This is a genomic window from Myxococcus sp. CA023, from assembly GCF_010998615.1.
GTDB lineage: Bacteria > Myxococcota > Myxococcia > Myxococcales > Myxococcaceae > Myxococcus.
Genome location: NZ_JAAEAH010000014.1, coordinates 1 through 19,587 on the forward strand (window position 1 = coordinate 1; position 19,587 = coordinate 19,587).

Below are 19,587 nucleotides of genomic sequence, written 5' to 3' on the forward strand. Positions count from 1 at the left end.
GCCTGTCGCTGCCCGCCCGGACCCCTCTGCAAAGCATCGGCCGTGCCTTGCTCGGACCTTCTGCCGGACTTCGGACATGCCAAGCAGGCCAAGCCTCGTGAAGGACGCCTGCTCTCCCTTCTTTTCGGTGGGTACGGCCGCCGGGTTGCTGGAGATTTTTCAGGGAGCCGCTCCTTGGCGCCTCTGCACACCGCGGGGTGTTCTCTGGGCGGAGGTGGGCCTGCTCCGGAGGCCTGCCCGGTCGCGGACTTTGCGACACGCCGAGCCCGGTGGCGCCTGGCGCGCGACGCCTGAATCTTCGAGGTGTAGATGACGCCAGTCGCCGCGCGGCCGTCCACGGAGCGGTGGAGCGACCGGATGCCTCCGGGAGGCTGCAAGGTGTCACCTTCACCGCTACACGCATACTCACAAGGTGAGTCGGGTGGAAGGGAAGGAGGGATGGAGATGAGGCCATCACAACTTTCGAAGACGGCATTGCCGCTGCTCCCTCCAGGGCTCGCCCGGGGGCAGCGGGGCGTGTCGCGCCTGGTGGTGGGAACGGATTTCTCGCTGCGCTCCGAGTTCGCGCTGGCGCGCGCGCTGCGCCTTCCGTTGGCGCATGGGAGCGTCTTCTGCGTGCTGCACGTGGCCCCCGTCCTGGACGGGCAGGAGGGGCCAGGTGGGACGCTGTCGGGTGCACGCTGCCTGCGCAAGGCGGTGAGCTCCGTGTGCAGGCGGCTGCGCAACCGCGTGGACATCGACGTGCGCGAGGAGCTCGGGCGAGGGGACCCGGTGGAGGTGGCGTCGGCCGTGGCGCGGATGTCGGGCGCGGAGTTGGTGGTGCTGGGGCGTCCCCATGTGACGTACCCGGTGCGTGCGCTGGCCGAGGATTCGACGGTGCGGCGCATGGTGCGCCAGCTGGGCGTCTCCGTGCTGGTGGTGGTGCCGCACCCGGTCCGGCCCTACGGCAGGCCCCTGGTGGCGGTGGACTTCTCACGCGAGTCGCGCAGGGCGCTGGAGCTGACCTTGCGCCTGTGCCCGGCGCCCGCGCTGGTGGACGTGCTGCACGTGGTGGACACGGCGGCGCAGGAGGCGGAGCTGCGCCGCGCCCATGCGCCGGCCGAGCGGTGGCTGCTGCTGCGGCAGGAGCGGGAGTATCAGGCGCGGGTGGCGCTTGGTCGCTTCCTCGCGCCCTACCGGGAGGCGGGCCGCGAGTTGGAGGTGAGGGTGCGCTGCGGCGAGCCGGCTGAAGAGGGCATCCTGGCGGAGGCGTTGGAGCGGGGCTCGGACCTGCTGGCGCTGGCCATGTCCGCCGTGGAGGCGCGCACGCCGCTGACGGAGCAGGTGCTGGCGCGCGCGGGCTGCGACGTGTTGGTGTCGCGTCACCTTCCGCCTGCATCCTGAAGCAGGAGGGCGCGCTCCGCGTTATGAACGCGGACCGTGTCTCCTCGTCCTACAACAGCCCCTGTCGCCCCGGTGTCGCTCAAGGCCCGCTTCCAGAACGCGGGCAGTCTCTTCAAGCAGCTGCCGGGGACCTTCCGGCTCTTCTGGCAGGCCAGCCCTCGCGGCGCGGTGGTGCTGGGCGCGCTGACGCTGGTGGCGGCGCTGTTGCCGGCGGCCATCGCCTGGGTGGGCAAGCTCATCGTGGACTCGGTAGTGGCGGCGGCGCAGGGCTCGGTGGAGGCCCGCTCGCGGGTGTACGGGCTGGTGGGGTTGGAGTTCGGGTTGATGCTGGGCTCGGCGGTGGTGGACCGCGGGCTGACGCTGACGCGCGAGCTGCTTCGCGCCAACCTGGGGAACCTGCTCAATGAGCGCATCCTCCAGAAGGCGCTGGCGCTGGAGCTGCAGCACTTCGAGGACTCGGCCACCTACGACAAGATGCAGAACGCGCGGCGCGAGGCGAACAGTCGGCCGCTGTCGCTGGTGACGCAGGCGTTCTCCATCGTCCGCAACACCATCACCCTGGGCACCTTCGCCGCGTTGTTGGTGGCGTTGTCGCCGTGGAGCGTGGTGGTGCTGGTGGCCGCATCGGTGCCGGCCTTCATCGCCGAGGCGCGGCTGGCCATGGCGGGCTTCCGGCTCTACTCGTGGCGCGCGCCCGAGGGCCGCAAGCTGAACTACCTGGAGTGGATTCTCACGCGGGACAGCCACGTGAAGGAGGTGAAGCTCTTCGGGTTGGGGCCGCTGGTGCTGGGCCGCTACCGCACGCTCTTCCAGAAGTTCTTCGCGGAGGACCGTGCGCTGGCCTTCCGGCGGATGGCCTGGGGCCTGGGGCTGGGCGTCCTCTCATTGGGCGCCTTCTATGGCTGCTACCTGCTGGTGGCGGGCCGCGCGGCGAGCGGGACGATTACCGTGGGCGACATGGTGCTGTACCTGAGCGTGTTCCGTCAGGGGCAGGCGGCGTTCCAGGGCATCCTGACCAGCGTGGGCTCCATGTACGAGGACGCGCTCTTCATGAGCAACCTGTTCGCGTACCTGGACATCCCCACTGGAGGCGAGGCGACGCGGGTGCTGCCGCCGCTCTCTCCGCCGCGTGGGCACGACAGCGCCATCGAGCTGCGCGACGTGTCCTTCCGTTATCCGGGGAAGGATGCGTGGGCGCTGAAGAACGTGTCGCTGACGCTGAAGCCGGGACAGAAGCTGGCGCTGGTGGGAGAGAACGGGGCGGGGAAGAGCACGTTGGTGAAGCTGCTCCTGCGCCTGTACGAGCCGGTGGACGGCGACATCCTCTACGGCGGCGTCAACCTGAAGGACATGGACGTGGAGGACCTGCGCAGCCGCTTCGGCGCGGTGTTCCAGGACTTCGTGCGCTACCAGTTCAACGTGGCGGAGAACATCGGCCTGGGGCACGTGCCGGCGCTGGAGGACCGCGGCCGCATCGAGAAGGCGGCCGAGGAGGGTGGGGCCAGCGGTGTGATTACGGCGCTGCCACAGCAGTACGACACGATGCTGGGCGGCTGGTTCGAGAAGGGGCAGGAGCTGTCGGCGGGTCAGTGGCAGAAGCTGGCGGTGGCGCGGGCCTTCATGCGCGACGACGCGGAGGTGCTGATTCTGGACGAGCCCACGGCCAGCATCGACGCGGAGGCGGAGCACGCGCTGTTCGAGCGCTTCCAGGCGCTGGCGGCGGACCGGATTGCGATTGTGATTTCGCACCGCTTCTCCACGGTGCGCATGGCGGACCAGATTGCCGTGCTCCACAACGGGCAGGTGGACGAGCTGGGCAGCCACGACGAGCTGATGGCGAAGGACGGCCGCTACGCGCATCTGTTCCGGTTGCAGGCGCGCGGATATCGGGACTGAGCGTCAGGCGCGCTCGCCACGCAGGCGAGCGATTTCCGCCCGAGCCTCGGCGAGCTGGCGCTCAGCGTCCTCGCGCCGTTGAGTCTCCAGTTCCAGGAGTCGGGACTCCTCGGCTCGCATGCGAGACTCCTCGGCTCGCAGGCGGGACTCCTCCGCGAGTTGCTGTACGAGCTCCGCGCGGCTGGCCTCGACGCGCTCAACCATGTGTTCGAGGCGGGCAATCAGCTCGGGTGCCTCTGGCAGGGCAGCGCCTCCCAGGTAGAAGCGCAGACGCTCGTCATCTACCTGGAGGTCCAATCCCAGGACTTCAGATGGATAGAGGCCGTGCTGCGGAAGGATGGGGCGATAGACGCGGCGCCCTTCGTCCAGCCGCCAGCCGCTCAGTCGTAGCCGGCCCCGGTCGAAGACGAAGTACTCGCGGATACCCAGCCGGGCGAAGCGCTCGACGTTGCGCTCCAAGTCCTTGCGCCGCTCACCCGCGACGTGCACTTCCAGCGCGAAGTCCAGGCCCTTGCCCTCGGCACTGACCACCCAGCGCATTCGCGCGTGGGGCTCGACGTCCACCACGGCCATGACGTCTGGGGCGAACATGGATTCGCCTGGGTAGTACACGGGCAGCTCGCTCCCCAGGTACACCTTGCGACCAATGCGGGAGAAGAAGCTGCCGAGCACCTCGCGGGCGCGCGTCTTGGCCTCGAAGTGGAAATCGCCCTCCGGCGGGTTTGCCTCCGAAACGGGGAATTCGGATGGAAGGCTGTCGACGATGCGTTGACGCTCCTCGGACGAGAGCGCGTCCCACGTCTCCTGGGGCGGCGCGCGCGGGTCGTTCGGATCGATGTCGTAGGGCTCGAAGGGCATGAGGTCGTGCATGAGAGTAGGCCGCGCCGCCACGAGGGCCAAGTGGCAGGCAAGGCAGCGTTGTCCTCGAATCAAGTGGTGAAGGTTCGCGTGCTGACGAGGACGGCGAGCAAGCAGCGGTCATGCCACGTTTGGCGCGTGAGAATTCTCCGATGGAGAGGGTCTCCGCGGCCCGTGAGTTTCGCGCGCGCATGTCACTGACTCATGGCAGGTTCTCTTGCCATGTCGCGCGCTCAAGCTCCGAAGAAGGTCGATGTCGCTGCGTTGATGAAGAAGGCGGACAGTCTGCTGGACGAGATGCCGCCGCAGCTGGACCAGGCGATTCCGTTGCTGCGCGAAGTCGTGGCGGCGGAGCCCGAGCACCTGCTGGGACTCCACTCCCTGAGCTGGTGTTTGGACCCGACGCGGAGCATGGAGCCGCACCGTTGGGAGCAGGAGTTGAAGGCCGAGCACTGGCGGCTGCGTGACCGTATCCTCGAGCTGACGCGAGGGACGAAGCCCGGCGGCGCGCTGACGCTCGCCCATCGTGCACGTTCGCTGGCCCTGAGCCAGTGGGCGGAGGACCTGGTGCGGCGCAAGCCGACCGTGGCGCAGCTCGACGAAGCGGAGGCCGCGCTGAACGAAGCCAACAGCCTTCGGGAACTCGCGAACCACCAGCGTGGACGCCGCGGGCTCGAGGCCTGGCGCGCACTGACGCAAGGCAAGCCGGAGCAGGGCTACCGCGAGTTGCTCGCCAAGGTGGAAGAGTTTCCTGGCATGTGCGCCCAGGGCGTGATGGACGATGACGACTCGCTCAACTTCCAGGGGCTGGAGGGCGCCTACTCCGATGAGGGTTTCCTGGCCTGGCTGCGGAAGCAGAAGCCCGCGGCACGCCCCGCGGGGAAGAAAGGCAAGGACCTGGATGCCGGACTCCTGCTGGCGGCGGGGCTGGATGCGAAGCCGTTCTTTGGCCCTGGCTTTGAAGGGAACAGCCGCACGGGCCGGGTGCTGGCCCTGGTGGCGTTGGGCGCGGACCTGGCGGCGAGAGATTCCGGCAAGCACAGCGTGCTCCACCTGGCCGCGATGGTGGATGACGCGGCGCTGGTAAAGGAGCTGCTCCGCCTGGGCGTCGCCGCCGACGTCGTCGATTCGACGAAGTCCACGCCGCTGCATGTCGCGGCCGAGCACGGCAGCGTGTCCTGCATCGCTCCGCTGGCGAAAGGCGGCGTGCCGGTGGATTCGCTCGATGCGTCAGGGCGGACGGCGCTCTTCGAAGCACGTCAGGCCGACGTGGCTCAGGCGCTCATCGACGCGGGAGCGAATCCGAACGCGGGCAAGGGCTGGACGCCGCTGCATCAGCACGCACGCTTCAAGGAGCGAGGCCCCGTCATCGAGGCCCTGCTCAAGGCGGGGGCGGATGTCTCGCTGAAGAATGGCAGCGGCCAGACGCCCGCGCAGGAGGCGCTGGAGCACAAGAACGCGTCCCTCGCCCAGCTCATGGGGGCCAAGGCTTCCTCGGGCAAGGCCGGCGCGTTGGACATGCAGCCGCTGCTTGATGCGCTGGCGCGTCAGCGCAAGACGCTGCTCAAGGCCTGGTACTTCGAGGACAAGAACGTGGACGGCGTCGAACAGGTCCTGAAGGGGCTCGCGCTGCAAGGTGCCACGTCCTGGGACCAGCTCGCGGCCGCGCTCCAGGGCGAGCTCCCCTGGACGGCCATGGCGGTGGTGCAGCTCGCGCGGGACGTGCTGCCGGCTGAGGAGAAGGCGCCTCGTCTGTCCAAGCTGCCGCGCTTCGTGCGCGGGGACCTCGTGGTGAAGGGCGACGTGCACGTCGATGGGCCGCTGCTCGTGACGGGAGACCTCACGGTGGAAGGCGTGCTGCGCAACGCGGGGATGGAAGGGATGCTGGTGGTGGGCGGCACACTGCGCGCCACCGGTGTGGACACGGACGGCGAGGTCGTCGTGGGCGAGGACCTGGAAGCGCAGGTGGTGTGGGGCCACGGCAACGACGCTTCGCTCCGGGTCGGCGGCGTGCTGAAGGCGGACGTGGTCATCGCGGACGACCACGACATCCAGGCGAAGGTGAAGGCGAAGCACCACTACGAGAACGGTGAGTTCGACGCCTCGGACGCGGCGCTCAAGAAGGTCTTCATCGCGAAGGCCTTCGCAAAGTCGGAGTTGGACCGGGACAAGCTGTTCAACGTGCTGCGCAAGGTCGGGGCCATCCTGGTGTAGACTCAGGCCTTGGGCAGGTGGTCCCGCACCACGCCGAGCCAGTACTCTTTTCCATAGTACTGGCTCATCTTCCCGATGAGCTTGCCCTCACGGAACAGCAGGAACGTGGGGATGCCGAAGAGTCCGAAGCGCTTGGCCAGGTCCTCGTACTGGTATGCGTTCACCTTGACGACGCGCATCGGAGCGTCACCCAGCTCCGCCAGCAGCGCGGGCTCGGCCGCCGCGTAGATTTCGCAGTTCGGGCAGCCGTCACCCCAGAAGTCCACGACCACCAGCTCGCCCTTGGGTTCCAGGACCAGTTGGTCGAAGTTCTCCGCCGTCCCCTCGTAGCTCACGGGATGTGCCATGGCCTCCTGCCTAACGGGCTCGGGTGTCGTGTTCAACCTGCTCACGGGGCTCGCGGCTGGAAGTCCTCGCTGTCTGCTGCGCATCCCAGGAGCCGCCAGCGCGATGCCCCCGGCACGGTCTGGCGGAGGCCAGGCAGGGGTTGAAATTCCGCGCGTGTGGCCGGGCGGCTCACCCCATTGGGCGCTCTGGCCGCGCCCTGGGGGGCCAGTCGAGTGGGCTGTTGCCACGTTGGGCTGCTTCACCCGGCGGAGGATGGATCAGCGGAACACCAGGGCCGCTCCGGAACGCGGGCGGCCGGAGCGGGTGCCAGGGGCATCACCTTCGTGCGTGAGCCCTGTTTTTCCGGAGGAGGGGATGGGTTGGACGGTGGGTACGGGTTTTCAAGGTATGCCTGCGCGCGGTGGTGGCCGCCATGTCAGCCGGAGCGAGTTGGATCAGCTCTGGCGCGGTGTCATCAAAAGCAAAAGCCCGCACTGCGCAGGAGCGCTCAGCCGCCGTAAGGTTGTGCGACTGGATGTCGTGGAGGGGTCATGCACGAGTGGTTGGAGGCACTTCGCAAGTCGGTAAAGGCATCGTCAGCTGGCGTCTCTCCCGAGGAGATTCGCCGGGCCGAAACGGAGTGCGGCGTTCCATTCCCCGATGAGCTCACCGACCTGTATCAGGCGTTCAACGGGGGCGAGCTCAACGGTGAGGTTCTCCTCTTCCGTCTGCACGGCGCGGAGGGAGACCCGAGCGTCCTGGAGAAGACCCGCCTCAAGCTGGAAGGGCTTCCCGCGGCGGGGCTGTGGCGCATCGGTTTGAAGGGGCAGCACCGGCACCTCTTCGCCTCGCGCAAGTCGGCCATGGTGGAGCAGGGCGACGGTGGCGGTCCGTTGCCGGCCTGGGTCGAGGCGCTGGATGGCGACGACTGGGTCTATGGCACCTGGGAGGGCGAGAAGCGGCAGATGCGGCTGTACCGCTCGTTGAAGGACATGCTCGACGTGCTCGTGCCCCCCGCGGAGGTGGAGAGCTTCGGTGAGCGCACCTTTGCCCGGGCGATGAATGCCGTCCTTCAGGGGGCGCTGTCCGGCGTCCAGGTCGACGAGGAGGACGAAGAGGCGGCGGAGTCCGGCGAGGCACCGCTCGGTGCGGCGGCCGAGGCTGAAGCGGTCGAAGAGGCCGAGCAGTTCGAGGAGGCGGAGCTGGCCGATGAGGAGGCCGCCGAAGTGGCGGTAGAGGAGGCGGAGGTACGCGAACTCGCGTACGAGTATGACGACGTCCGCCCGTCTTCCCGTTACGAGGATGGGGCCGGCTCGAGAAAGGCACGCGCGCAGGCCCAGCAGATACCGCTCGCCATCGGTGGCGCTGGCGTGCTGTTCCCGAAAAGTGCGTCGAGCAGGGGGCCGGGTGTGAAGAAGGCCGCCGCGGAGCCTGCTCCCGCGAAGGCGCGCCCCGCGAAGAAGGCCGCGACAGAAGCGGCTTCGGCGGACCTCCCTGCTGGGACGGGGGAGTCTGTTTCATCGCCGGAAGCTGCGCCCCAGAAGGCCGCCGCGAAGAAGTCTCCCGCCAAGAAGGCTGTTGTGTCGGAGGCTGCCGCGCAGGGGGCTGCGGCTCCGAACGTGGCCGCTGAGGTGCCCGTCGTCAGCGAGGCGAAGGCAACGAAGGCGGCCCCCGCGCGCAAGACCGGTGCGAAGAAGGCGGCAACCCAGGTGTCGGCTGCGGAGGAACCGCCTGCGCAGGAGTTCCCTGCCGTGGCGGAGGTCTCGACGACGGCGGCATCTCTGAAGCGCGCGGCGAAGAAGGCCCCTGCCGTGAAGACGACTGGCGCCCTGGATGATGCTGCGGTGGCGTCTGGCCAGAAGGGGACGGCGAAGTCTGCTGCTGCCCAGAAGGCCGCAGCGAAGGCCCCCGCGCAGAAGGGCGCGGCGAAGAAGTCGGCCACCGCGAAGAGGGCGACGAAGGCCCCTGCCCAGAAGAGCACTGAGCAGAAGCCTGCCACCGCGAAGGGGGCGGCGAAGAAGGCCACTGTCCAGAAGGGCGCGGCTCGGAAGGGCGCGGCGAAGAAGGCCCCCGCGCAGAAGGCCGCGGCGAAGAAGTCCGTCACCGCGAAGGCTCCGGCTCGGAAGGGCGCGGTGAAGAAGGCCCCTGCTCAGAAGGGTGGTTCAAAGCGGGCCGGTGCCCCGACGAGCGCAGCGAAGAAGGCGGCCGCTCAGAAGAGCGTGGCCAAGAAGGCTGCTGCTCAGAAGTCCGGAGCGAAGAAGAGCGCCGCGAAGAAGGGCTCAGCCCAGAAGCCAGCGGCGAAGAAGGGCGCACGCGGCCGGTAGTCAGGGGCTCGGAGGCAAGGCGCGCTCCCGCGCCTTGCCTCAACATCGCCTCACCGCACGTTTATCCCTGCGGCAGCTTGTCGAAGTCGATGGGCCGGATGCGGTAGCCCGGCTGTGCCGTCAATTCCAGCGGCTCTTCCTCCTCATCACCCCGGCGGAACTCATGAATCTCGTCCGGGAGGATGTCGCGGAAGTCCGGCTCCTCCTCCAGCGGTGGGGTCGCCGCCAGGTCCTGGTCGGAGATGTTGATTTCATCCTCACCGGTGTCCGGGTTCATGTGACGCCGAGAGGTGGACTCGCCCACGTCGTCTGACCCCAGCTTCTTGAATCGCATGGCCTCTCCTCGGAAAGCGCGGTGGGTCGGCTGCCTTCGTCTCAAGAATGAGAACCCGCGGGGGCTCCGGCAATTCTCGCCGCCCGCCTGCCTGCCATGCCTGCCCGTGCCTCAGCGCTCCGGGAGCACGGCGCGGCCAGAGGGGTAGGCGGGCTCCACCTCCAGCAGCACCATGGCCAGGGCCAGTACGCGCGACAGCGTCTCGCGCAACTGGTAGCGCCACGGCGTCGACCGTCCCTCGTCCGCGGCCACGCCCCATGCGTCGATGCCCACCGAGTTGGCGATGAACAGCGCCCGCGTCAGGTGGAAGCGCTGGGTGACGAGCACCGCCCGCTTCGCGCCAAACACCGTGGCGGCCCGCAGGCAGCTGTCATAGGTGGACAGCCCCGCTTCGTCGCCCAGGATCGCGCTTTCGGGCACGCCGTGCTCCACCAGGTAGCGCCGCATGGCGCGCGTCTCGTGGTGGAAGGGCTTCGTCTGGTCTCCACTGACGAGCACCGTCTGCACCTTGCCCTGCTGCCACAGCGCGACGGCCGCATCCAGCCGCTGGGCGAGCACGGGGGAGGGCACCGCGCCCCTCGCCAGACCCGCGCCGAACACCAGCGCCACGGGAGCATGGGGCGCCTGCTCCAGGGGGACGATGCGGTCCTCGTAGCTGAGGCGGACGAGGTGGGAGAGGGCGAGCAGCCCCAGCCCACCCGCGGCCAGGACCGCGAGGCCTCTACGCAACCACACCCATCTCGCACCGCCTGGCTTCATGGACCCCGAGAACACCGGTAGAGAGGCCATTGTGTTCCGGCCGCCCTCCACCGGAAAGCCCAGAGCGACATCCCTGTCTCAGGGGAACGTGCCCGCCTGGGAGCCTGCCGGCTTTGGGGCAAATCGCTCGATGGCCTCCAGCAACTGTCGGGGCTCCACGGGTTTCTTCAGGAATGCCGCCACGTTGTACGAAGACGCATAGACGGCCCGGTCTCTCGGATTCATCTCCGCCATGCCCGCGGACAGGATGATGACTGGCACCTGGGCCAGCGCTTCACTCGCCTTGCGGGTGGTCAGCACTCGGTGGCCGTCCATGACAGGCAGGGCCATGTCCAGCACCATGAGGGCGGGGCGGGGAGGCTGGGCCAACTGCTCCAGGGCCTCCCGGCCGTTGCGCGCTACGCGCACCGCGTGGCCGTGCAGCTCCAGGTAGTTCTGAAGGGCCTCACAGATGTCCACGTCGTCTTCGACGATGAGCAGCGGACCGGATGACGTCTGAGCCACCATTCCCGCAAGGTAAGTCCGTGTCCTACCGCGGGGAGGGGCTGTCAGGGGGGCTCGGCCGCCTGCCGTATCCGGTGGGGCGGGCGATCGTCTGCCCGGCGGCGGCAGGCATCCGTTGACCGGCTCCCGCCCCGCCTATATAGGGGGCCCCGTCTTACCCTGCCCCGCCTTCCTTCAGGACAAAGCGGGTCGAACGCCCCACAGGAGCTCCCCGGTCCATGGCGTCCCTTCGCGACATTCGCAAGCGCATCCGCTCGGTGAAGAACACGCGTCAGATCACCAAGGCGATGAAGATGGTTTCCGCCGCGAAGCTCCGCAAGGCGCAGGACGGCATCCTGGCGGCGCGTCCCTACGCGACGATGCTGGATCAAATCATCGCGGACCTGGCCGCCCGCGCCGGGGATGAGAGCCTCAGCCACCCGCTGCTCATGGCCCGCCCGGTGAAGCGCGTGGAGCTGGTGCTCCTCACGTCGGACCGTGGCCTCGCCGGTGGCTTCAACTCCAACGTCATCCGCCGCGCCAACCGGTTCCTCTACGAGAACACGAACCTGGAGAGCATCCGCCTCTCCACCGTGGGCCGGAAGGGCAACGACTTCTTCCGCAACCGCGGCCAGAACATCCGCAAGGACTTCGGCGGCCTGTACCAGCGCCTGAACTACCGCGCCGCCGCGGACGTGGCCGAGGAGCTGGTGGCCAGCTACCTCAATGGCGAGGTGGACGCGGTCCACATCGTCTACAACGAGTTCGTCTCCGCCATCTCCCAGACGGTGAAGGTCGCTCAGTTGCTGCCGCTGCAGACGCTGGGGACGCCGGACCAGGCCCCGACGGCGGGCTCCACCTCGCTGGTGGACTTCAAGTACGAGCCGGACCGTCAGTCCGTGCTGGACCGCCTGGTGCCCCAGGCCGTCAACATCAAGCTCTACCGCGCCCTGCTGGAGAGCGTGGCCAGCGAGCACGGCGCCCGCATGAGCGCCATGGAGAACGCCACCTCCAACGCGACCGACATGATTGGCAGCCTGACGCTCACCTACAACCGCACGCGTCAGGCGGTCATCACCAAGGAGCTGATGGAGATCGTCTCCGGCGCCGAGGCCCTGAAGTAGGGCATTCGCGCAGCCGCGACCCCGTCTCCTGGGCCCGCCTCGTCTATCGAGGTGGGCCCTTCGCGTTTGAGGCCCCCGCGAAGCGTTGCGAGCTGCATCCTCAGACCGGGTCAAGTACGCCGGCAACCTGCTCGCCTCGTGGGCCGCCCGGAGGCCCGCGAGGTGTTCGGCCGCTACGCGCCGGAGGAGCGCAACTCTTCGAAGCGCGAGCAGATTCAGAGCCAGGGCGCCAAGGTGGTCCTGGTCGGTCGCCCGAACAGCGGGCTGCCCCTGGTGTACCAGCCGGATGGGAGGTAAGGGGGTGGCGCCCGGCATGTGGTTCCGCTAAGCCGGACTTACCAGTCAGTTGCCCGGGAGGCTTGACCCCCGGGGGGGGCCCCGGTAAAGGGGGCCCGCCCTCACAGCCGGGCCGAAATTTCAAGGGTGGCGGCGCCCGTCCGCTCCCCGTGCGAGGCAGACGATTCCATGAGCGCTCAAGTTCCGACGGCAGGCAGAATCATCCAGGTCCTCGGCCCCGTGGTCGACGTCGAGTTCCCGCCCGGCGGTCTCCCCGAGGTCTACACGGCCCTCAAGGTCACCAACGCGAACCTGAGCGCCGACGCCGACAACCTCACCCTCGAGGTGGCGCAGCACCTGGGCGAGAACACCGTCCGCACCATCGCCATGGACTCCACGGAGGGCCTGGGCCGCGGCATGCCCGTCAGGAACACGGGCGCCCCCATCCAGGTGCCGGTGGGCAAGGCCACCCTGGGCCGCATCCTGAACGTCACCGGTGAGCCGGTGGACGAGATGGGCCCCGTGAAGGCGCAGGAGTACTGGTCCATCCACCGCGCGCCGCCGCCCTTCACGGAGCAGGACGTGCGCGTGCAGATGTTCGAGACGGGCATCAAGGTCATCGACCTGCTCGCCCCGTATACCCGCGGTGGCAAGATTGGCCTCTTCGGCGGCGCCGGCGTGGGCAAGACGGTGCTCCTGCAGGAACTCATCCGCAACGTGGCCGTGGAGCGCGGTGGCTTCTCGGTGTTCGCCGGCGTCGGTGAGCGCACCCGCGAGGGCAACGACCTCTACCACGAAATGCAGGACACGAAGGTCATCCAGACGGACAACCTGGAGGCCAGCCAGGCCGTGCTGGTGTACGGCCAGATGAACGAGCCGCCCGGCGCCCGCGCCCGCGTGGCCCTGTCCGCGCTGACGATGGCCGAGTACTTCCGCGACGTGGAAGGCCGCGACGTGCTCCTCTTCGTGGACAACATCTTCCGCTTCACCCAGGCCGGTTCCGAGGTGTCCGCCCTCCTGGGCCGCATCCCCAGCGCCGTGGGTTACCAGCCCACGCTGGCCACGGAGATGGGCAGTCTGCAGGAGCGCATCACCTCCACCACGAAGGGTTCCATCACCTCCGTGCAGGCCATCTACGTCCCCGCCGACGACCTCACGGACCCGGCGCCCGCGACGGCCTTCGCCCACCTCGACGCGACCACGGTGCTCAACCGCTCCATCGCCGAGCTCGCCATCTTCCCCGCCGTGGACCCGCTGGACTCCACCAGCCGCATCCTGGACCCGGCCGTCATCGGCGCGGAGCACTACGGCGTGGCCCGCAAGGTTCAGGGCATCCTCCAGCGGTACAAGGAGCTGCAGGACATCATCGCCATTCTCGGCATGGACGAGCTCTCCGAGGATGACAAGCTGGTGGTGGCCCGCGCCCGCAAGATTCAGCGCTTCCTGTCGCAGCCCTTCTTCGTGGCCAAGGTCTTCACGGGCAAGGACGGCCGCTACGTGAAGCTCCAGGACACCATCCAGGGCTTCAAGGAGATCGCCGAGGGCAAGCACGACGACATCCCCGAGGGCGCCTTCTACATGACGGGCAGCATCGACGAGGTGGTCGAGAACGCGCGGAAGCTCGCGGCGAGCTAAGCTGGGCGCTTCTCCTCCCGCAGAGGTCCCCATGCGCCGTGCAGCGCTCGCCCTGGTCCTGATGTTCCTGGCTCCCTCCTCCGCCCTGGCGGAGGAGCGCAGGGGACGGGCTCGGGTGAGCGCCAACGGGCTCTACAGCGTCCGCATGGTGGAAGCGGCGCAGGACCAGTGCCGGTTGGAGGTGACGCAGGAGAGCGGCCCCGTCTGGACGCTGAAGGAGTGTCTGGGCACGGTGGACGACCTCTACTTCGTCTCCAACGACGGCGAGCGCGTCTGGGTGGTGTGGCCGCTGGTGGAGAAGGGCAAGGCCGTGGCGGAGCCGCGGACGAAGAAGTCGAAGGCGAAGAAGCCCAAGGGGCCTCCCGCCTGGGCGCGCGTGGTGGTGGCGGCGCAGTACGGGCGGGATGGCCAGCGGCTCCAGGAGAAGCGGCTGACCGAGTGGCTCAACACGCGGCAGCTCTCCGAGGTGCGCCAGCTCACCCACCACTTCAAGTGGCTGGAGGGCACGCTCGGAATCCCCGGCAAGGGGCCCCGGTTGACGGACGCCGGGGTGGTGGAGTTGGAGCCGGTGGGTGGAACCACCCGCCAGCTCACGTTCTGATTCGGTTGTGCGAGGAGCCTCATGGCCAAGCTGACTGTGGAGATTGTCACCCCCGAGAAGCGCATCCTGTCGGTGCAGGCCGACGAGGCGATTGTTCCTGGCGGCCGGGGCCTGTTCGGCGTGCGGCCGGGACACACCCCGTTCCTGTCGCTGATGGAGCCGGGCGCGCTGACCCTGATCGAGAGTGGCCGGCGCGAGTCCTACTTCGTCGCGGGCGGCTTCGTGGAAGTGGGCAACGACAAGGTGTTGGTGCTCGCCGACGCGGCCGAGCCCGTCACGGGCATCGACGTGGAAGGCGCCCGCCGCCGCATGGCCGAGGCGCAGGAGCGCATGAAGGGCATGTCCTCCGAGGACGCGCGCTTCGAGCTGGAGCAGGCCACGGTGCGCCGTGAGGCCGCCCGTATCGGCGCCGCCAGCAGCGCGCGCGCGTAGGCTTCCCCCCGTTTCACCGCCCAGGAGCGTCCCGCGCTCCTGGCGTCCCTGGCGTGACACCCGGGCTCCCCTCGAGCGGAGCCGGTGTCCGCTTCTGTTTGCGTGACGGTGCCCCTCTGGGGTGGCGCCTCCGGAACAGGCTTCCCGGTCCGCACCTCGCTTCACAGTGCCCTCAGGGGCCTGGCTGCGTTCGCCTCCGAGCTTTCGCGCGGGCGCGGCGGCCTCCTGTCAGCGGCTGTCCTCGGTCGCAGTAGCTCCACTGACAGTGTTGCTTCCATTTGACGGTGCGGATTTTAAGGTGCATCTAGAATGCATCTTAAGGCCCATGCCGGGCGAGAGGAGCAGCGCCATGAGCGTTACTGCGGAGAAGAGTGTCTACGAGCAGTTGGGGGGAGAGCCGGCGATGGCGGCGGCGGTGGAGGTCTTCTACCGGAAGGTGCTGGCGGACGATCACATCAGCCACTTCTTCGAGGACGTGGACATGGAGCGCCAGGCCGCGAAGCAGAAGGCGTTCCTGACGATGGTGACGGGTGGGCCGGTCCACTACTCGGGCAAGGACATGCGCGCGGGCCACGCGCCTCTGGTGAAGCGTGGGCTGAACGACTCGCACTTCGACGCGGTGGCGGGCCACCTGAAGGCGACGCTGGAGGAACTGGGCGTGGCCGCGCCGCTGGTGGCGAAGGTGATGACCATCGCGGAGAGCGCCCGCGCGGACGTCCTGGGACGCTGACCCGAGGAGCACGCCATGGCCAAGGTAAAGCATGAGTCCGACTGGTACCCGCTGGAGTCCGGAGAGAGTGTGCTGGACGCGCTGCTGCGCCAGGGCGTCTCCATTCCGAATGCGTGCCGCGCGGGGGCCTGCCAGTCCTGCCTGATGCGGGCCGTGGCGGGGACGGTTCCAGAGGCCGCGCAGGTGGGGCTGAAGGACACGCTCCGGGCACAGGGCTACTTCCTCGCCTGTGCCTGCCGGCCTCCGGAGGGCACGCAGTTGGAAGTCACTGGCGCGGAGGCGCTGCGCATCCCCGCGCGAATCCAGGCGCTGTCGTTGCTGTCCACCAGCGTTCTTCGTGTGCGGCTGGTGACGGACAGCCCGCTGGCGTACCACGCGGGGCAGTACATCTCCCTGGTGCGCGAGGACGGGCTGGCCCGCAGTTATTCGCTGGCCAGCCTGCCTCATGAAGACGCCTTGGAGTTGCATGTGCGGCTCCAGCCGGGCGGGGCGATGAGTGGCTGGCTGGCGCATGACGCACAGCCGGGAGACAGGCTCCAGGTGCAGGGCCCGGCGGGGAGTTGCTTCTATGTGCCTGGCCGGCCCGAGCAGCCCCTGTTGCTGGCGGGCACCGGCACGGGCCTGGCGCCGCTGTACGGCATCGTTCGTGACGCGTTGGCGGCGGGCCACACGGGGCCCATCTGGCTCTTCCACGGCGCTCGCACGCCCGAGGGGCTCTACCTCACCTCCGAGCTGCGGGCGCTGGCGGAGCAGCATCCTCAGTTTCTCTATCGTCCGGGTGTGTTGGAAGGCGGCAGCCGGGACGTGGCCGAGGGAGCGCTCGATGTGCTCATCCGCGCCGAATGCCCGAAGCCGCTGGGCTGGCGCGCATGGCTCTGCGGAGACGGGCCATTGGTGCTATCCCTTCGAAAGAAGCTGTTCCTGGCCGGGCTCTCGCTGAAAGACCTCCACACGGATGCCTTCTTGCCGAGCGTTCCATCGGGGCAGCGTACTTCCGACGCCGGAGCCCGCTGACGTGCACCTCACCCTCCATGCCGACTACTCGCTGCGGGTGCTGCTCTACCTGGCCACGCGCACCGGGCGGCCCGTCTCCACGCAGGAGATGGCGGATGCGTACGGCATCTCCAAGCACCACCTGGTGCGCGTGGTGCAGACGCTGGCGGGGCAGGGGGTGGTGGATGCGCGAGCGGGCCGCTCCGGCGGCGTGGTGCTGGCGCGCGCGCCAGCGGACATCCGGGTGGGGAGCGTGCTGCGCGCCGCGGAGCCGGACTTCCACCTGGTGGAGTGCTTCGACCGGGAGCGAAACGCCTGTCCCATCGCTCCCGCTTGTGGGCTCAAGGGCGTCTTGGACGAAGCACGCGAGGCGTTCCTCGCGGTGCTGGACCGGTACACGCTGGCGGACCTGCTCCGCCGCTCGCGCCCGAACCTGCAGGACTACTTCCTCCCCACCTCCGAGCCATGATGTCCGGCACGCTGGAGCTGTTTCATCGCATCGCGGATGCACCTTCCGCGCAGGCCCGGCGCTACATCGTGGACTACGCGCTGGAGGACCGCGTGCGCTTTCGCAACGTGGCCTTCGACGAGGCGGAAGCGGACTGGCGCAAGCATGGCGGACATACCACGCCCGCGCTCTGGGATGGCACGCACCTGCATCAGGGCGCGCAGGCGGTGATGGCGCGCTTGCAGGCCGTCGTCAACCTGGGACGCGACGACGCATGAAGTAACGGGCGCGCGTGTGCTGACACCCGCGCGCTGGTGGCACCTGCGCGTCCCTCGTGCGCCATTCCCGCCGTGCGCGAAGCTTCGAGAGTTGGACACGTGTACAGGTGCGCGAATGCGTGCACCCTCCGATGCTTGCCGCGCGCGTGTTGGTTGCGGTAGTCAGCCCACCCCGCGCTGCGATCCACGAGGCGCCAGGGATGGAGGGTGGACGGTGAAGAATCCGAGCGGCGGAGTTTCGAGGACGGCTGTATCGCGCTCGTCAAGCCCCGGCATGATTCTTCCCGCTCCGGCTCGCGGATGTTTCACGGGTTTCTCTCGGCCGTTCTGGCCTGAGCGTCGGTTAATCTCCACGACCCCATGTCGCTGACTCCCGCCGAGCGCCAGGACAGGTTCCATGCGGCGTTCGTGGGGCTCGCCATCGGTGATGCGCTCGGCTTTCCGCTGCGCGGCATTCCACCGGCGAGCCTCACGCGGCTGCCCGGCCTTGCCGAAGACTTCGCGCCCCGCCCGCGCGGCAAGTTCGCCAAGGGCCAGTTCAGCGACGACACGCAGTTGCTGCTCGCGGCGGCGGAGAGCGTCATCCGCGAGGGCAAGGTAGACGGCCGCAGCGCGGCGGCGCACCTGGCGTGGCTGTGGCAGGAGGGCATCATCCTCCAGCCGCCCAAGAGCCTGGCGGACGCGCTGCAGCGGCTGGCCAGCGGCGTGCCGTGGATGAGCGCGGGCGCGTCCCTGGGCACGCGCTGCCATTCGGTGCTCAGCCGCGCGCTGGTGGTGGGCCTGTTGGAGAGCGGCCACCGCGCGCGCCTGCCGCATGACGCGGGCGTGCTCACCATCATCACGCACAAGGATCCGGTGTGCGCGGCGGCGGCCGCCGCTTTCGCGCAGGCCGCGGCGCTGGGCATGGAAGCGGAGCCGCTGACACCCGCGGCCTTCTGCGAGGAGCTGGCGCTGGCGGCGGCCGTGCACGACAAGGGGTTGGCCGAGGAAGTACGCCACCTGCCGCGCCTGCTCACCTGGGACACCGCGCGCGCGCTGACGCAGCTGCGCAAGGTGGGCGTGCCCCCCAGCGAGCTGAAGGGCGTGGACGGGCTGCCGCCGCACGTGGTGCCGGTGCTGCTGACGTCGCTGTTCGCCATCCTCAAGGTGCCGCACGACTTCCGGGAGGCGGTGGCCCTCACGCTGCGCTGCGGCGGCGAGGCGGACGTGGCCGCGGCGCTGACGGGCGCTCTGCTGGGCGCCCACCTGGGGACGCGCGCCATCCCCGCGCGGCTGCGCAAGCAGGTGTTGTACTCCGAAAACCTGGTGGATACGGCGGACCGCCTCTTCCGCGCCCACCAGGTCCGCGAGACGCTGGCCACTGCCCTGTCGCACCGCCGTCGCCGCTGAGCGCGAGGGCAGGGCAGGCGGGCGGCCGTTGGCGTGCATTTCCCCGGGGCTTCACTGGAGGGAGCGTCCTGCCCACCTTGTGCGAAGGAGCGGGCCGCAAGGATGCCAGGCAGGCATGGGAGCGCACGTGTGGTCCGCGGAGTCATCGCAGGAGGCGCACGTCGTGGATCTCGAATCGGAACGCCTGGAGCGAAGTCAATTGGAGGCGCTCTCCACGGCGGAGCTCATCCGGCATGCCTTGGCGGAGACGCGCCTGCTGGTGCGCGCCGAGGTGATGCACGCCAAGAAGGAGCTGCGTGAGGAGCTGAAGGCCGCGCGTACCGCGGGCATCCTCCTGGGGGCGGGCGCGGTGCTGGCGCTCACGGCGCTGGCCGTCCTCTTCGTCGCGCTGGGGCTGGCCCTGCCCATGGCCCAGGCGCTGGGCGTGCTGGTGGTGGGCGTGGTGCTGCTGGCGATTGCCGGTGTCTTGCTCTTCATGGGCCGCAAGCGCGTGCCCAAGAAGCCGCTGCCGCACACACAGGAACGCTTGAAGATGGACTACCAGCTCACGCGGGAGACGCTGCAATGAATGGCGACGACCGCGACGCAGGCGAGCCCTCGGCAATCGAGCGGCAGCATGAGGACCACCGCATCACCCGGGGCATGGGGGACCGCAAGCAGGTGGAGGAGACCGCCGACCGCATCCGCGACGAGCTGATGCTCACGCTGACGGAGTTGGATAGGCGACGCACGCGCGCGCTCGACGTTCGCTACCTCGCGCGGCAGCACCGCACCGAGCTGATGGCCGCATGCGCCGCGCTGTTGACGGCGGTAGGCTTGGGCGTGGGGTATGCGGTGTACCGCGCACGCAACCGCGACGAGATTCTGCGCCGCAAGCGCCGCAAGGCCCTGGCGCGTGCATGGGAGCACCCGGACCGCGTGGCCTCCACCGCGGAGCCGCGCCCGCTGGGCGCGGAGCTGGGGAGAAAGCTCGTCCTCATCTTCGCCAGCGCGCTCGCCACCGCTGTGGCACGAAACGCGGTGGCGACGCTGGTTCCCGCGCGCCGCGTCCCCGCTTCTGCTCAGGTGGATTATAAGAATATGTAATTGCGACAAAATAACGC

General features: G+C 68.9%; 21 protein-coding genes. 16 read left to right on the top strand and 5 right to left on the bottom strand.

Annotation, left to right across the window (positions count from 1 at the left end; all coding sequences use genetic code 11):
• The first annotated feature begins 444 nt into the window (after window positions 1-444).
• Window positions 445-1,383 (top strand): universal stress protein, encoded by a 939-nt coding sequence (locus F8M74_RS08130; protein ID WP_141257530.1) that lies wholly within the window; start codon window positions 445-447, stop codon window positions 1,381-1,383.
• A 72-nt stretch (window positions 1,384-1,455) separates the two neighbouring features.
• A complete protein-coding gene (locus tag F8M74_RS08135; RefSeq protein WP_141257548.1) occupies window positions 1,456-3,279 on the top strand; it encodes an ABC transporter ATP-binding protein in 1,824 nt (607 codons plus the stop codon).
• A 3-nt stretch (window positions 3,280-3,282) separates the two neighbouring features.
• On the opposite strand, the gene F8M74_RS08140 is transcribed toward F8M74_RS08135, so the two are convergent.
• Complete coding sequence (locus tag F8M74_RS08140) at window positions 3,283-4,149, bottom strand: Uma2 family endonuclease (protein WP_171410463.1); 867 nt, start codon at window positions 4,147-4,149, stop codon at window positions 3,283-3,285.
• Between the two features lie 210 nt (window positions 4,150-4,359).
• Here F8M74_RS08140 and F8M74_RS08145 point away from each other — a divergent pair, with 210 nt between their 5' ends.
• Complete coding sequence (locus tag F8M74_RS08145; protein WP_228559178.1) at window positions 4,360-6,351, top strand: ankyrin repeat domain-containing protein; 1,992 nt, start codon at window positions 4,360-4,362, stop codon at window positions 6,349-6,351.
• A 2-nt stretch (window positions 6,352-6,353) separates the two neighbouring features.
• Here the strand turns inward: F8M74_RS08145 and F8M74_RS08150 are convergent, their stop codons facing one another.
• Window positions 6,354-6,698, bottom strand: coding sequence for a co-chaperone YbbN (locus F8M74_RS08150; RefSeq protein WP_141257533.1), 345 nt, complete (start codon window positions 6,696-6,698; stop codon window positions 6,354-6,356).
• 531 nt (window positions 6,699-7,229) lie between these two features.
• Here F8M74_RS08150 and F8M74_RS08155 point away from each other — a divergent pair.
• Window positions 7,230-9,002: an SMI1/KNR4 family protein gene (locus tag F8M74_RS08155; RefSeq protein ID WP_141257534.1), complete on the top strand. Its 1,773-nt coding sequence runs from the start codon at window positions 7,230-7,232 to the stop codon at window positions 9,000-9,002.
• Window positions 9,003-9,063: 61 nt separating this feature from the next.
• On the opposite strand, the gene F8M74_RS08160 is transcribed toward F8M74_RS08155, so the two are convergent.
• The 3 genes from F8M74_RS08160 to F8M74_RS08170 form a co-directional block, all read right to left on the bottom strand.
• A complete protein-coding gene (locus F8M74_RS08160) occupies window positions 9,064-9,336 on the bottom strand; it encodes a hypothetical protein (protein ID WP_013937437.1) in 273 nt (90 codons plus the stop codon).
• Window positions 9,337-9,447: 111 nt separating this feature from the next.
• Window positions 9,448-10,125, bottom strand: coding sequence for a vancomycin high temperature exclusion protein (locus F8M74_RS08165; protein ID WP_141257535.1), 678 nt, complete (start codon window positions 10,123-10,125; stop codon window positions 9,448-9,450).
• Window positions 10,126-10,173: 48 nt separating this feature from the next.
• Window positions 10,174-10,602 carry a response regulator gene (locus F8M74_RS08170; protein WP_162295139.1) on the bottom strand — a complete coding sequence of 143 codons (429 nt, stop codon included), beginning with the start codon at window positions 10,600-10,602 and terminating at the stop codon, window positions 10,174-10,176.
• Window positions 10,603-10,817: 215 nt separating this feature from the next.
• Between F8M74_RS08170 and atpG the strand changes: the two genes are divergently transcribed.
• From atpG to F8M74_RS08230, 12 genes are all read left to right on the top strand, one after another.
• Window positions 10,818-11,702: an ATP synthase F1 subunit gamma gene (gene atpG, locus F8M74_RS08175; protein WP_141257537.1), complete on the top strand. Its 885-nt coding sequence runs from the start codon at window positions 10,818-10,820 to the stop codon at window positions 11,700-11,702.
• A 138-nt stretch (window positions 11,703-11,840) separates the two neighbouring features.
• Window positions 11,841-11,999 (top strand): hypothetical protein, encoded by a 159-nt coding sequence (locus F8M74_RS08180; RefSeq protein WP_153881094.1) that lies wholly within the window; start codon window positions 11,841-11,843, stop codon window positions 11,997-11,999.
• A 168-nt stretch (window positions 12,000-12,167) separates the two neighbouring features.
• Entirely contained in the window at window positions 12,168-13,613 is a 1,446-nt protein-coding gene (gene atpD / locus F8M74_RS08185) for a F0F1 ATP synthase subunit beta (protein WP_141257538.1), read from the top strand.
• 31 nt (window positions 13,614-13,644) lie between these two features.
• Entirely contained in the window at window positions 13,645-14,214 is a 570-nt protein-coding gene (locus F8M74_RS08190; protein ID WP_011556842.1) for a hypothetical protein, read from the top strand.
• Between the two features lie 21 nt (window positions 14,215-14,235).
• The gene (locus F8M74_RS08195) at window positions 14,236-14,646 is read left to right on the top strand and encodes a F0F1 ATP synthase subunit epsilon (RefSeq protein ID WP_141257539.1); all 411 of its coding nucleotides are present in this window, start codon (window positions 14,236-14,238) and stop codon (window positions 14,644-14,646) included.
• A 349-nt stretch (window positions 14,647-14,995) separates the two neighbouring features.
• Window positions 14,996-15,376, top strand: a complete 381-nt coding sequence (locus F8M74_RS08200) for a group 1 truncated hemoglobin (RefSeq protein WP_141257540.1) — start codon at window positions 14,996-14,998, stop codon at window positions 15,374-15,376.
• 15 nt (window positions 15,377-15,391) lie between these two features.
• Window positions 15,392-16,390, top strand: a complete 999-nt coding sequence (locus F8M74_RS08205; protein WP_011556839.1) for a 2Fe-2S iron-sulfur cluster-binding protein — start codon at window positions 15,392-15,394, stop codon at window positions 16,388-16,390.
• A gap of 1 nt (window position 16,391) precedes the next feature.
• Entirely contained in the window at window positions 16,392-16,838 is a 447-nt protein-coding gene (locus F8M74_RS08210) for an Rrf2 family transcriptional regulator (protein ID WP_140868896.1), read from the top strand.
• Window positions 16,835-17,095: a hypothetical protein gene (locus F8M74_RS08215; protein WP_011556837.1), complete on the top strand. Its 261-nt coding sequence runs from the start codon at window positions 16,835-16,837 to the stop codon at window positions 17,093-17,095. Before F8M74_RS08210 ends, F8M74_RS08215 begins: the two co-directional genes overlap by 4 nt.
• Window positions 17,096-17,455: 360 nt before the next feature.
• Window positions 17,456-18,484 (top strand): ADP-ribosylglycohydrolase family protein, encoded by a 1,029-nt coding sequence (locus F8M74_RS08220; protein WP_140868889.1) that lies wholly within the window; start codon window positions 17,456-17,458, stop codon window positions 18,482-18,484.
• A 163-nt stretch (window positions 18,485-18,647) separates the two neighbouring features.
• Window positions 18,648-19,052 (top strand): phage holin family protein, encoded by a 405-nt coding sequence (locus F8M74_RS08225; protein WP_141257541.1) that lies wholly within the window; start codon window positions 18,648-18,650, stop codon window positions 19,050-19,052.
• Window positions 19,049-19,570, top strand: coding sequence for a hypothetical protein (locus F8M74_RS08230; protein ID WP_141257542.1), 522 nt, complete (start codon window positions 19,049-19,051; stop codon window positions 19,568-19,570). The genes F8M74_RS08225 and F8M74_RS08230 overlap by 4 nt, the downstream gene beginning before the upstream one ends.
• Window positions 19,571-19,587 lie beyond the last annotated feature (17 nt).